Raw genomic sequence first — 14,143 nt, 5'->3', positions numbered from 1 at the left:
AGCATGGAAGCTAATATACTCTATTTTTGCCTATTTGGCTCAAATCCTGACCTCAAATCCTGACGGAGCTTGCGAGCAAACCCAGCTCACTCGCCGACCTTGGCAATACCGCAACGCAGTTGCGGTGAGCAGTTACCTTCCTGACATCGGTTACATCCGTTACATCCCCTACATTGCTCGTTGCCGAACTTCCTTCTTCATGACATCCGTGACATCCGTTAAAGAATCCGTTGCCGAACTTCCTTCGCCTCTAATTATTCGTTCATATTCTTGTACGTAGCAACAGCCGAAGGCGAACTCCGGTTTAAATAGCGGAATATCCAATACTTAAATACCGTATCCAATATCACTGGAAACGTTGCAATGAACAAAAATATGAACTGCCTATTTTCTGGCAGTCCCAAATGTCTCGATAAACCTTCGAGAATTACTTCCCAACCATGAGGCGAGTGGAATCCGACAAACACATCTGTAAACAAAATAATTACGAAAGCTTTCGCACTGTCGCTGAGACCGTAAATCACATCGTCCATGAAAGACTTTAAAATCTCAATCTCTTTCTTGTTAGTGACGATAATAGCGGCAAAGGCAATGACTGAAATCAAATCGGCAAAAATATTTTTAATAGCTCCCCCACTTTCAGCGCGGTATTCCTCCGCGAGTTCAACTGCTTTCTCGGAAATCTTCTTTTCCATTTCCTCTAAAGAAAGCGACGGAGCAGTGCCTATTAACCTTTCAAATTTCAGGTGCTGCTCAAATCTCTCCAGTTCTTCTAATGCTTCTTCTTCCAGGTTAACATTTATGAAAACAGGGGCATTTTCTTGACCTCTAAAATGGTCAACTATCGGTCCGACTAAAAAGTTTTTGGAGATTTGATTCGTCAACAGCGGAACTAAAATCAACAGCAAAATAAATCTGAGAGAAATAATTGTTTTTACTTTGGAATTGCGAAAATTTTTGACTACTTCTTTTTCAGCTCCAGGGTCTAAATCTTTAGTGATTCGATTCAAAGTTCCCAAAAGCGATCGCGGTAATAAATTCACTTCTTCATAGTTAGTGTCAACCTCACCATCGTGAATTTGAACCGAATTAGCTGAACCTTTATTTTTGGGATCGGGTGGAGAAATGTTATTTGTTGTAGATTTTGCCTGCAGATTTACGGAGCTGACAACCGGAACAATTGCCGTCGATCTACTATTATTAATATACTTGTCGATGACTCCATCAATAAACTCTAGCTTCTCAAATATAAGGGAGTCTCTATCTTTATGGTTGAGAGGTGATCCGTGCTGGTGAGGCTCAGCGCTGTGCCCCGTTTTCGGTTTTGCCCCCACTCGCTCCGGCAGTTCCAAAAAAGAACGGCTAGCATTAAACTCAACCATTCTGGTTTGGATGACCTTGAGGTATTTTTGCAGCTCGGATTTAAAGTAAGACAAGGTGCTTTGTCCGTACTCTCCCGATCGCTCAGAGATTCCTTGACCGCCAAAATGCTCGTCTTCGATCGCCTTAATGGCTAACGCAGCATCGTAGGCCTGTTCTAGGGCCCTCTCAGGCGTTTCTCGATACCATTGGTTAGCCCTGTAGAGATATTTTACAATCCTGTGCCACGGAGAAGTATTCATAGCAAAAGCTGGTTAGTTGGCTGTAGACATTAGTGATTAAACTATTCACGGTATGGTAACAAATTTACCTAAATTGAGAACTGCCGCCGAGGATTCAATTTGGATTGTCGGCTCTGCCCGCAGTGGCAAAACCGCTCGTTTAGTCGAGCAGTTCTGCATTTGGAGCAAAACTGTCAAGCCCCTGCCCACAAAAGTTTCAGGGCGCTCGAATTCCGGGCGGCGGCGGGCTGGACAAACTGCCCCAGCAATTTTAGTCTTAGCAGCTAACGGAGACAACCGGCTAGAATTGGCCGATCGCATCGCCGTCGCTACCGAAGGAAAATATACCTTTCACTCCACAACGCCCTTCGGTTTTTTTGAGCAGGAGGTATTGCTATTTTGGCCCCTGCTAGTTCAGTCGCTGAATTTGAGAGCTCAATTTCCCTTGCGGCTGCAACCTGAAACCGAACTGGAACTTGCCGCGAGACTCTGGCGTCGCGAACTAGACGAAGGCATTTTGCAACAAACAGGGGTAAGTCCAAACCGAATGGTGCGTCGAACACTAGACTTATTACAACTTGCTGCTGTCAGCGGTACGCCCAGAGAAGAGATTCCCAGCATTCTGGAACAGGGATTTGCTATCTCAGGCGGATCGACCAACCTGTGGACTAGCATGGGAGAGTTGCTGGAAAGGTGGCGGGAATGGTGCTTGACGCGGGGGTTCCTGACTTACGGGATTGTTTGCGAACTCTACTGGCGCTATTTGTTGCCGGATAGCAGTTACCAGCAGCATTTGGCCTCTAGATACCAAGCTGCGATCGCAGACGATGTAGACGATTATCCGGCGATAAGTCGCCATTTGTTCGATCGAATGCTCGACCAAGGTGCAGCGGGGGCGTTCTCCTACAATCGGGATGGAGGAGTGCGTTTGGGCTTGGGGGCTGACACGGAATACCTAGCCAGACTCGAAGACCGCTGTCAAAGCGTGGAAAATTTGGATGCCAAAGCCGGTTTAGCCCCAGAGATTGGAGATTTAGCGGTAAGTTTAGCAGTTAATTCTGAGGGTTTTTATCCTTTAGGCTTGAGTTTGCCCGGATCGGTTCGATCGCTCCAAACCACTTCCCGGGCTCAACTGCTGCGAGAAACCGCCGAAATCATCGTGGATGCGGTGAAGTCAGAAGCCGTGGAACCGCAGGAAATCGCTGTAATTGCCCCTGGGATGGATGCGATCGCCCGTTACAGTTTAACGGAAATTCTCGCGCGAGATGGTATCGCCGCCGTATCTCTCAACGATCAGCGTCCCCTCTCGACTACCCCAGAGATTCGAGCTTTACTCACTTTGTTAGCCTTAGTTTATCCGGGACTCGGCCGTTTAGTCGATCGAGACGGCGCCGCCGAAATGCTGGTAGTGTTGGGCAGCCAGAAACACCGTTCATTGGAAACAGAAGATTCTAACTCGACTTTCAATTTAACATCTCAAATTCACCATCAAAAATCGATCGACCAAGTGAGAGCAGGTTTAATCGCCGATCACTGTTTTCGTCCAAATCTCGATCGACCTCAATTGCTGCCAATTACAGCCTTTCCCCGGTGGGACAGACTGGGACACCGAGCAGCCAGGGCCTACGAGCAGATTGTCGAGTGGATCGAACAACAGCGGTTGCAACAGCAGGAGCGGCTGTTGCCGAGTCCTATTGCGCTGCTCGATCGAGCGATCCAGAAATTTCTCATGAACGACAGATACCTGCCCTACGATCGGCTAGCAGCCCTGCGCGAGTTAATGGAAACCGCCACCCACTACTGGGAAATCAACGGGCGAATGCAGCGCGTTGAACCAACAAGCGGCGGCGACTCAGAAACGATCGCCCAGTTCATCCAGTTGTTGCGCCAAGGAACCGTCACCGCCAACCCATTTCCAGTGCGTCCAGAAGGCCCAGCAGCCAGAGCCGTAACCCTCGCCAACATCTTCCAGTACCGCAGCAGCCGCCGCGCCCACAAATGGCATTTTTGGCTGGATGCCGGCTCGCCGCTGTGGCTGAGTGGCGGTGCGGCGACCTTGTTTGGCGCTCCCTTATTTTTGCGATCGCAACTCGGACGCCCCTGGGAAACCGAAGACGAAACGACCGCCGACCAACAGCGACTGCGACGAATTCTGCTAGATTTATTAAGTCGCTGTTCCCTGCTTTACCTTTGCCACAGCGAACTATCCGTAAGTGGACAAGAACAAACCGGGCCGCTTCTGCCCCTAATTAACAGCTCTGTTTCTTGTCAGAAGTCAGCATAAGAAAGTCGGCTTCTGAAGGCAAGAGGCACATATGTATTCGGCATTCGGCAGGAGGAAAGAAAAAATTATGACAGCAAAGATTTTTATTTTTTCGGCTTCTGGATCGATACACCGGGCTGACTCGAAGCCAGACTTCTAGGTTCTATAGAAATGGGGCGATATTAAAGTATACCCAACATAGGCAGCAAAACGTGCAATCATTAATATTTTGAGATCGAAAGATGCCCGGCTTAAAAAATATCCATAGCCGTTGCAGTTTTGATTTAGTATGCTAGAAATGATCGGGATTATTAATCAATTTTAAGCCAGATTTGTGGCAACAAACTGATACTAATCAGTTCTTAAAGTTAATCGGCATCGTCGTTTACAGGAGCCAAAATAATGCCAAGTGCAGTGCCAGTAGTAAGTATACCGACTCCAACACCAGAACCGACTCCAACACCAGAACCGACTCCAACACCAGAACCGACTCCAACACCAGAACCAACTCCAACACCAACTCCGACGCCGACTCCAACTCCGACTCCCTCCGGGGACGACACATTTGGCGGCATAGACGACACATTGGGCGGGGGCCAAGGTACGTCGCCCGCAGTCATCGGCGGCGTAGTCCGTGGCGGAGAAACCAACGACTCCTTAGTTGGCAGTCCCGGGCCCGACGTGATTTCCGGGCTGCAAGGCAACGACAACCTGCAAGGAGCCGACGGCGACGATTTAATATTCGGGGGCGACGATGACGACGTGCTGTTCGGTGCGCCCGGGAACGACGTTCTAGACGGCGGTTCAGGACTCGATACCCTGTACGGAGGTAAAGACAACGACTCCCTCGACGGGGGAAATAACCCCGACCAGTTGTATGGCAACGATGGCAACGACACGGTAATCGGAGGCGAAGGCAGAGACACGGCTTACGGTGGTAAAGGCAGCGACAGCTTGCGTGGAGGCTCTGGCGACGATAGCTTTTTGGGCGATCGAGGCGACGACATCCTGTGGGGCGACCAAGGTAACGACTCGCTCTTCGGTGGCGACGGCGAAGACTTGCTATTTGGCAACGAAGGAGGCGACTGGCTCTACGGCAACGCCGGCGGGGATACATTTTTTTCCGGCGACGGCGACGACATCGTATTCGGCGGTGACGGCGACGACATCGTGGACGGCGGTGCTGGCAATGACGTGATTTGGGGCGAAGCAGGCAAAGACGTAGTGGCAGGAGGCGAAGGCAGAGATGTCTTCGTCATCGGTGCCTTCAGTTCCCCCAGCGGCAGCAGCAACGGCACTAACCCGGCATTTCTCACCACAGGCGGTCCAGATCTCGCCGATGCCGACATTTTCACAGACTTTCGCCAAGGCGAAGATTTAATCGGGTTAAGTGGCGACCTCAAGTTTGAAGATTTGGTAATCTTCCAAAGCACCGAGACCAAAGCAGGCAGTACGATTATTCGCAACGGCGTCAGCGGCGACTTTTTAGCAGTATTGCCCGGAGTAGACAGCAGAACCCTAGGGCGAAGCTCATTTGTAATTGCACCCACAGTTCCCGGCAGCGCAACTCCGCTTCCCCTGCCGACGCCGACAACCAGTCCGACGCCGACAACCAGTCCGACGCCGACAACCAGTCCGACGCCAACAGCCAGTCCGACGCCGACAACCAGTCCGACGCCGACAACCAGTCCGACGCCGACAACCAGTCCGACGCCAGACGAGCCGGTGCCGACGTTCCCCACACCGACGTTCCCGACACCGACAACCAGTCCGACACCGACAACCAGTCCGACGCCGACAACCAGTCCGACGCCCATCTTTAACCAACCTCCAAGAGCAGTTAACGACAACTTCACCACGGTTGCGGGTCAAGAACTCAGTTTCAACGTTCTGTTGAACGACACTGACCAGGAACAAAGCGCTCTGACTGTCACGACTTTTGCTCCAGCAAGCAAAGGGAGTCTGGTTCCCGTGGGCGGCGGCGTATTCAAATACACCCCGAATCCGGGCTTCTCGGGTACAGACAGCTTTAGCTACTCGATCTCAGACGGTAGCGGCGGCACAAGTAAGGCGGTAGTAACCATCAACGTCAGTAGCCCGCCGCAGCTAATAATTAACGACGGTGTGGTGGTTGCCAAAAGTAATCCTACCCAGACAATCACTGCGGCCGATTTGTTAGTCACAGATCCGGATAACACGCCGTCGGAAATCGTTTACACGATTACCAAAGCCCCCGACGCTACCAGAGGTTTTGTCCAAAGGGGCACCACCTTTCTCAACGTCGGCGGCAAATTCAGCCAAGACGATATCAACAACAACATCGTCAAATACAACTTGCTGGCAGGAGGGGGCAGCGACAGTTTCACGTTTACAGCCTCCGACGGATCTGCAACTATCGGGCCGGCATCCTTCAGCATCACGGTGGTAGATAATATTGTCGATCGCAGCGCACTCCCGGCAAGCGGCTTTACAGGCAGCAACCTCAGCGACTTCATCCTCGGCGGGGCCGGTGACGATACCCTCTCTGGGGGCGACGGCAACGACATCATCGACGGCAGTGGCGGCAACGACCTCGAATTCGGTGAAGCAGGCAATGACTCGGTGGTGGGTGCGATCGGCAACGACACCCTTGACGGCGGACTGGGCAACGATACTGTTGATGGCCAAGACGGCATAGACTCGCTGATCGGCGGACTGGGCAACGACCTGATGTTCGGCGGCAATGACAATGACAACCTCCTGGGCGGTGACAACAACGACACCATTGACGGCGGAACAGGCAACGACTCGATGCTGGGAGAATCCGGCGACGACTCGATACTTGGTGGCACCGGGATTGACACCTTACTTGGTGGCATTGGCGACGACTCCCTCGACGGCGGTGCCGGCGACGACATCCTAGACGGTGGACTCGGCAGAAACTTGCTCGACGGCGGTCTCAATAACGATTCCATCTTGGGCGGCGACAACGATGACACGATGTTGGGTGGAGGAGGCAACGACACGGGACTCGGAGGTTCGGGCAATGACTACGTGTTGGGCGAGGCCGGCACCGACTCCCTCGACGGCCAAGCGGGCGACGACACTCTCGACGGCGGTGCCGGCAGCGACTGTCTGAGCGGCGCCTTCGGCAATGACTTGGTGTTGGGCGGCGATGACAACGACTCGCTTTCCGGCGGTGCAGGCAATGACATTTTGGGCGGTGGCAACGGTTCTGATTTGCTCACGGGCGATGCTGGTAATGATTTCTTCTACTACGAAACTCCCAGCGAAGGCGTGGACGTGATTGCTGACTTTAACGCTAACGGCAGCGAGACCGACAGATTTTTGTTCAGGTCGTCAAATTTCGCAGGTTTAACCAACTCAGGAACTACTCTCGATTTCACCAGTTTTATCGTCAGGAATATCGGGTCTAGCGGCGACAACATTAGCAAGCAATCAGTCATTTTGTTTGAATCTAAATTTGACAACGCTCAAGCAGTAAATGCAGTGTTGAAGAATCAAAACGGTTCTAGCAAAGCGGGAGCTTTCTTCGTGTACCTGAACAATACTTTTAACAAGTACGTTCTCGGCTTTGACCCCAATGTGGCAGATGACAGTCTCCCAGCTTTTGATTTGGGAGTTTTGAATTCTATTCCTACAGTGCCGGGAGCGCTCAGCACCGTCATTACTGCCTCTGACTTTAAGTTTATTTAGTAGTGTTTGAGTAGCGTCGCAAGGAGTCGGAACAATGGCAAGTGCAGTACCACTAATTTTTCTCGAAGGGCGGCTACCCGATGAGAACGGCGATAGTTTGGATAGCGGCACGGTGCCGCAGCCTACGCCGTCGTCGGGAACGGAGCCGATGATGACGGGGACTTCGACAACGATGACGGGAAACGGGACTTCGACAACGATGACGGGAACCGGGACTTCGACAACGATGACGGGAACCGGGACTTCGACAACGATGACGGGAACCGGGACTTCGACAACGATGACGGGGACGGGCCCGGACATTTCGATCACCCCGGTGCCGCGGCCACCTGTGACAGTTCCCACGCCTCCCCCAGAGCCACTTTTTGTCGATGGCTTAGTTGTCGCAAATGACGGCAGTAACTATTTAATCGGCAGCTTGTTCAATGACACGATTTCCGGGGGTGCCGGCGACGACACGCTTCTGAGTCGGGACGGAGACGATCTACTCAGGGGCGATGACGGTAACGATTCTCTCAACGGCGGCGCTGGTAAAGATATTGTTGAGGGCGGGCGCGGCAATGACACGGCGCGGGGCGGCAAAGACGATGACTTGGTTTCTGGCGACCAAGGCGATGACGTAGCTTTTGGCGACCAGGGCAACGATCTTGTCTTGGGTTCTGAAGGCAACGACACGCTGTACGGCGGTAAAGGCAATGACTGTCTGCGCGGTGGTGGCGAGGACGACCTGATTTTTGGCGACAAGGGCAATGACAGTGTTTTTGGCGACACGGGTAACGACTGCCTTATAGGTGCTGGGGGCAATGATATTTTGTTGGGCGCAGAGGGCGGGGATGTTATCACTGGCGGTGTTGGTAACGATACTGGTGATGGCGGCGAGGGTGATGACCTGCTCTTCGGGGGCGACGGCAATGATTCTTTTTCTGGAGATGCTGGGGATGATATTCTTTCGGGCGATCGCGGATCGGATACTCTGACAGGAGGCGAGGGATCGGATATCTTTGTTCTCGGTAGGGTGGGCACGTCGCCTGGTGGCAACGGGTTTCTCACTACTGGGGGCCGCGAAATCGGCGATGCTGATGTAATTAGAGATTTTAATCCGGGAGATTCGATCGGTCTAGCTGGAGGTTTGAACTTTACAGAGTTAGAAATTTTCCAAGGTCAAGGCTCGAATTCTAGCAACACGATTATTAGGGACAGGCAAACTGGGGAATTTTTGGCGGTGTTGATCGATGTTCGATCGAACTCGCTAGATGAATCTCGGTTCACTACAGCTCAAATACCGCGCGTAAACGACAATCCCTTCACCATTGAGGGGACAAGTGCTTCTCCGGCACCATCACCGGGGACAAGTGCTTCTCCGACACCATCACCGGGGACAACTCCGGCACCATCACCGGGGACAACTCCGAATCCAACTCCGGCACCATCACCGGGGACAACTCCGAATCCAACTCCGGCACCGAGTCCAAGTCCGGGGACAACTCCGAATCCAACTCCGGCACCGAGTCCAAGTCCGGGGACAACTCCGAATCCAACTCCGGCACCATCACCGGGGACAACTCCGAATCCAACTCCGGCACCGAGTCCAACTCCCCCAACGGGGACATTACCGACACAGGTTCCGAGTCCGAGTCCGAGTCCGACTCCGACTGCCGGCGGGACAACTCCGAGTCCGAGCCCTTCGATCGTCCCGACTCCAACTGCGGCGCCCCCAACTCCTCCGCCTTTGGGTGGCGGGCCGACTCCGCCGAGTTTTACATCTCCGACTCCTAACCAGCCGCCGATCGTGGAAGCGGGCAAGACGGTGACTGGTTTGCAGAATTTGCCTCTGTCTCTGAGCATTTCGGCGCCCAGCGACCCCGAGGGCGATCCACTGTCGATCGCGGTAGTCGGACTTCCCAATCCTACTTTTGGTCAGGTAATTACGGGTACGAGCCCCCTCACGGTGAACCAAAAGTTAACTGTTCAGGATTTACTCGGGCTGAAATTTCAACCTGGAACAAATGTGATCGGGCAAGCCGGTTCTTTCAGCTACAGCGTAGCTGACGACCAAGGCGGCACGGCAGCAGCGTCAGTCGCAATTAACATCAATTCTTTCGATACATCCGTAACTGTTCCAACTCTCCTGCCGCCAATTGTTGTTGATGACGGCATCGTATTTACCAATACGAATAATTTGCTGCCCACTTTTATCGACGTACTGGCGAACGATTCCAGCCCGCAAAAAGGGACGCTCAGCATTATTAATGTCAGCACGCCGCAACTGGGGATAGCTGTAAATCTTGTCTCTCAAGTGCAATTCATCCCCGGCAACGTAGCGGGTACAACTGCTTTCACCTACAGCGTCAGCGACGGATTCGGGACAATTCCGGGAACAGGTACTATCACCGTCCAAATCTTGCCGGCTGATAGCGGGCCTAACAATTTGGTTGGGGGTTCCTTGCCGGACAATTTGAACGGTTTGGCGGGCAGCGATACTATTGACGGTCAAGGTGGCAACGATACGATTAACGGCGATTTGGATAACGACGTGCTCGTAGGGGGTCTCGGCGCAGATACCATGACGGGGGGCGGCGGCAGCAATCAATTCCGCTATACTAGCCCTGCACAAGGTGGGCCTGCCTTTGATGCGGCTTCTTCGGCTGCGATTGATGCTGCGATCGCAGCGGGCGGATACGATGTGATTACTGATTTTAACGGTCTCGGTGTGCCGATCGCCGATCAGTTTAATTTTGCCCCCGGATTCCCCAATCTCAGCAATGGCAGTCAAGTTCTGCTGAATGTGCAGACAACTGTTTCTGCAAATATTTTGGGAGGAAGTGCTTTCTTGTTTGCCTACGATTCCGGCGGCAATACTTACATCATTTATGACGGCAATGGCAATAACCTCACCGGTAGCGATTCTCGCATTTTGGCGAAGTTAAATGGTGTAACTGGGGTGTCTGCTCTTTCGGAATTTGACTTGACGTTTATCTAGGAAGATAAGAGGTTTGAAACCGCAGATTAACGCAGATAAACGCCGATTTTAGTGGCAGTTTATCTGCGTTAATTTGTGTTTATCTGGGGGAAAAAGTAAACCTGATTATATTTATAAAACAATCCCACAAGTGCCAGACAATAGCACCGAACTTTGAGAAAAATCCGAGGTTTGAAACCGCAAATTAAAGCAGATAAACTGCCAACAAAATCGGCGTTTATCTGCTTTAATTTGCGTTCATCTGCCGTAAAAAATTAAATCTGATTTTCGTCAGAAAAAAGTCCCAACAAAGGGCCGAGAATAGCGCCGAAAACAAAGCCACCGGCGTGGGCCCAGTAGGCGACTCCCCCGGATTCCATGCCGACACTTGCCGGGGCATTCAAGGAAGCCAGGCCGCTCAATGCTTGCTGTGCAAACCAAAATCCTAGAAAGAAGAAAGCGGGGACTCTGACGGTGGTAATAAAAATTCCCAAGGGTAGCAGTGTCAGAACTTTGGCTTGGGGATATCTGAGAATGTAAGCTCCCATCACGCCTGCGATCGCGCCGCTAGCACCTAGGGACGGAATGGCAGATGTTGAGGAAAAAAACCACTGAGTTAGTGATGCTAAAACGCCGCAAGTAAGGTAAAATATTATAAATTTGACGTGTCCTAAACGATCTTCTACGTTGTTGCCAAAAATCCACAGAAATAACATATTTCCGGCAATGTGGAGAAAGCCTGCGTGCAGGAATTGGGAGCTAATCAGTGTCGTCCATTCTGGAAAGGGCGAAACTGGCACAGCAACACCACACATATTGCTTAACTGGCAAGGAATTACGGCCCAAGAGTAGAAGAATTGGGTTAATTCTCGATCGCCCAAACTGAGTTCGTACAAAAATACTAATATGTTTGCGGCAACCAGCCCGTAGGTGACGTAGGGAGTGATAGTAATGGGATTTTCATCGCGTAAGGGAACCACAGCCTTTTTTTCCTCATCAAAATATTGGCAACACAGTAGCGCATTTATTGCCCAGGTGTCTCCTGTCTAAAGGAAGAGGGAAGAAGGCAATCGATTTTAGATTTTAGATTTTAGATTTTAGATTTTAGATTAAAGAATTGAAGAAAGTGACTTGACGGATGTATCCGGGGGCTGGTTAATCGATTTTAGATTTTAGATTTTAGATTTTAGATTAAAGAATTGAAGAAAATGACTTGACGGATGTATCCGGGGGCTGGTTATCGGATACTATATTTTTTATTTCTGCACGCATGAATCCGGGGGCTTGTACCGCCCCCCGATGTCGCAAGCTTCCTTCAAACCCCCCGTGTCCCGCTGAAACAAAAATAAAACCCATTTAATAAAACCCTCCACCTTGCAGTTAGTTGAATATCTGCTTTTTAGTGTTGGGTTTTATTTTACCGCCAAGGCGTATATTGTATGATTGCAGATCAAGTTTGTAGTTGCGATATTGGTACGGGTTTTCACGTCTCAACAAAACTACAAACTTATTTATCTCCTTGCTGATTACATTTTTACAGCGGGGCTAGTCGAAGGTTTAGGCGACTTAATTTCCTGGGAAACTGCACGGGCGCGGTAGAGTTTAGCAACGACTTGCTCACACTTGGACAAATCCGATTCTATCTCTGTCAAAATTGCAGTTGATACGGGATCTGTGAACTTCACCCGCAGGTTGTTGATATCGACAACACCGGTTTGCAAGTCACCTAGAGTGCTCCGCAGTAAGAACGTTTCATCGGTTCCTTGCATCGAAGCTTTTAATTTAGCGTATTTGTCAGCAATTTGGGCAGGAATTGAGGGTTTTTCACCGAAATCGTTGAGGCGTTTTTCGAGAGCGAGGATGTGGTTCTGTTTGTTTTGAATCATTTCTCTCAAGAGCGATCGCAAATCGGTATCTTGGGTTTTTTCCGCATAATGTTCAAACGCTTCGCAAGCATAGCGTTCCCCTGCGAGGGCGGTATTCAAACCTTTAACAATGTCCCCTTGTGTCGAGCCTCCCCAACCATTAGCTAATTTCCACCATTCTGCATTTGTGTCAGTTTCTTCTGGCAAACCGACTGCTTTTCCGCCGTAACCGAGGCGAGCCATAATTGCGGTGGTAAATATTGCTAAATCTCCCGGTTGGCGGGAAGTAATCAAGTTGCCGTCAACTACTAAAGCTTCGTTAATGTAGTTAGCTCCGGCATTAATCATGTCTGTTTTTATTGCCAAGAAACCAGTCGCATTTTTGCCTTTCAGCAAGTCGGCTTCAATCAAAACTTGCGGGCCGTGGCAAACAGCAGCGACGATTTTTCCTTGCTCAAATGCTTCTCGTACAAACCTTACTGTGTTGGGATTAGTCCGCATTGTATCGGGAGCCATGCCGCCGGGAATTATCACTGCATCGAATTCTGCTGGCACTGCTTCTGTGGTAGTTCCGTCAGCTTGCTGGGCAACTTTTCCTTGTTTCCCTGCGTACTTTTCGTTTGTGCGCGAACCGAGGACAACTACGTCAAAGTTTGCTTGTTTTAAGGCGTTGTAAGGAACTAGAAATTCCGAATCTTCCACTCCATTTTCGATGAGTATGGCAACTCGTTTGGTGTTGGTGCCGTTATCTGTTGTCATAATCAACTTTCCTCAGATTGTCTTTTCATATAACATTAAGTCATTTATCAGGTTTTTAGCGTCTTGCTAAAGTGATAAATTAGTTGGTTTTAAAAGATATCAGCGTGAGCCTTGAGAGGTATTTTACAGAACTGTCTCAATGCACGTAAGAGGCTCCATTAATGTCGATCGTAGTCCCGGTAGCGTGTGCAGCCAAACCCGACGCTAAAAACGCGATAACATTGGCCACATCTTGAGGAGGAGCGATTTTGCCGATCGGGATATCGCGAATAATATCAGCTTCACCGAACTCCTGAATAAACTGATTAGACATTTCTGTACTGACAAATCCCGGTGCAACTGTAAATGCCAAAATATTATCAGCCGCAAATCCTCTAGCAATGCTGCGAGTTAAAGCAACAATAGCACCTTTAGAAGCGGCGTAGTGCAGATAATTAGGGTCATCGCCGCGAAAAGCAGCGCGACTTGCTATATTAATAATTGTACCGACCCTGCGAGTTTGAAAATGCAGAATAGATTCCCGGCACAAGTCGGCAACTGCCACTAAATTTACTTGTAGAGTTTGCTGCCAAGCTGACGACCAAATATCGAATTTGTCCTCGATACCTGCTGACTGCATAATCCCCGCATTATTAACTAAAATATCAATATGACCCCGCCATTTTAAAGCATCTCGCCACAATATCGAGCCCGCATTTTCTACCATCAAATCGGCTGCCAATAAATAACAGCGATCGCGCCCAACACTTGCTGCTACTGCTTCAGCTTCTTTCTGACTGCGAAAGTAATGCAAAATCACCTCGGCCCCAGCATTAACCAGAGTCCGCACCGTCACTGCACCAATCCCTTTCGAGCCACCAGTTACTAATATTACCTTTCCAGTTAAATCAATCATTTCTGTCTCTCTTTTCTCTTTCTCTGTGGATTTTGCGCCCTCTGCGGTCAATAAAAAAAATCAATCCCCTTCACGCCAAAAATATAATTACTATATGCTACAGCA

General features: G+C 50.4%; 8 protein-coding genes. 4 read left to right on the top strand and 4 right to left on the bottom strand.

Annotation, left to right across the window (positions count from 1 at the left end):
* On the top strand, window positions 1–280 hold a 280-nt coding region (locus tag QUA33_RS06960), incomplete at its 5' end, for a hypothetical protein (RefSeq protein ID WP_333147567.1).
* On the opposite strand, the gene QUA33_RS06955 is transcribed toward QUA33_RS06960, so the two are convergent.
* Window positions 255–1,622: a proton extrusion protein PcxA gene (locus QUA33_RS06955; RefSeq protein ID WP_333147565.1), complete on the bottom strand. Its 1,368-nt coding sequence runs from the start codon at window positions 1,620–1,622 to the stop codon at window positions 255–257. The two genes, QUA33_RS06960 and QUA33_RS06955, sit on opposite strands and share 26 nt — an antisense overlap.
* Before the next feature lie 52 nt (window positions 1,623–1,674).
* Between QUA33_RS06955 and QUA33_RS06950 the strand changes: the two genes are divergently transcribed.
* From QUA33_RS06950 to QUA33_RS06940, 3 genes are all read left to right on the top strand, one after another.
* Window positions 1,675–3,885, top strand: a complete 2,211-nt coding sequence (locus QUA33_RS06950) for a recombinase family protein (protein ID WP_333147563.1) — start codon at window positions 1,675–1,677, stop codon at window positions 3,883–3,885.
* 381 nt (window positions 3,886–4,266) lie between these two features.
* A complete protein-coding gene (locus tag QUA33_RS06945; RefSeq protein WP_333147561.1) occupies window positions 4,267–7,560 on the top strand; it encodes an Ig-like domain-containing protein in 3,294 nt (1,097 codons plus the stop codon).
* Between the two features lie 34 nt (window positions 7,561–7,594).
* Window positions 7,595–10,540 carry an Ig-like domain-containing protein gene (locus QUA33_RS06940; RefSeq protein ID WP_333147559.1) on the top strand — a complete coding sequence of 982 codons (2,946 nt, stop codon included), beginning with the start codon at window positions 7,595–7,597 and terminating at the stop codon, window positions 10,538–10,540.
* A 254-nt stretch (window positions 10,541–10,794) separates the two neighbouring features.
* Here QUA33_RS06940 and QUA33_RS06935 read toward each other — a convergent pair whose 3' ends face one another.
* The 3 genes from QUA33_RS06935 to QUA33_RS06925 all read right to left on the bottom strand — a co-directional run bounded on the left by QUA33_RS06935 (window position 10,795) and on the right by QUA33_RS06925 (window position 14,038).
* Window positions 10,795–11,499: a rhomboid family intramembrane serine protease gene (locus tag QUA33_RS06935; protein WP_333147558.1), complete on the bottom strand. Its 705-nt coding sequence runs from the start codon at window positions 11,497–11,499 to the stop codon at window positions 10,795–10,797.
* Window positions 11,500–12,045: 546 nt separating this feature from the next.
* Window positions 12,046–13,143, bottom strand: a complete 1,098-nt coding sequence (locus QUA33_RS06930; protein WP_333147555.1) for a DJ-1/PfpI/YhbO family deglycase/protease — start codon at window positions 13,141–13,143, stop codon at window positions 12,046–12,048.
* A gap of 136 nt (window positions 13,144–13,279) precedes the next feature.
* Window positions 13,280–14,038 (bottom strand): SDR family oxidoreductase, encoded by a 759-nt coding sequence (locus QUA33_RS06925; protein ID WP_333147552.1) that lies wholly within the window; start codon window positions 14,036–14,038, stop codon window positions 13,280–13,282.
* Window positions 14,039–14,143: the final 105 nt, after the last annotated feature.

It is taken from the genome of Microcoleus sp. Pol14D4, assembly GCF_036701245.1.
Taxonomy (GTDB): domain Bacteria; phylum Cyanobacteriota; class Cyanobacteriia; order Cyanobacteriales; family Microcoleaceae; genus Microcoleus.
The sequence above is the reverse complement of the archived record's forward strand: the minus strand, read 5'-3'. Positions and strand labels throughout refer to the sequence as shown.

Excerpts from the sequence above, each read along its gene's own strand:
- QUA33_RS06945 (WP_333147561.1), top strand. The coding sequence starts at position 4,267 with ATGCCAAGTGCAGTGCCAGTAGTAAGTATACCGACTCCAACACCAGAA.
- QUA33_RS06925 (WP_333147552.1), bottom strand. The coding sequence starts at position 14,038 with ATGATTGATTTAACTGGAAAGGTAATATTAGTAACTGGTGGCTCGAAA.
- QUA33_RS06940 (WP_333147559.1), top strand. The coding sequence starts at position 7,595 with ATGGCAAGTGCAGTACCACTAATTTTTCTCGAAGGGCGGCTACCCGAT.
- QUA33_RS06950 (WP_333147563.1), top strand. The coding sequence starts at position 1,675 with ATGGTAACAAATTTACCTAAATTGAGAACTGCCGCCGAGGATTCAATT.
- QUA33_RS06955 (WP_333147565.1), bottom strand. The coding sequence starts at position 1,622 with ATGAATACTTCTCCGTGGCACAGGATTGTAAAATATCTCTACAGGGCT.
- QUA33_RS06930 (WP_333147555.1), bottom strand. The coding sequence starts at position 13,143 with ATGACAACAGATAACGGCACCAACACCAAACGAGTTGCCATACTCATC.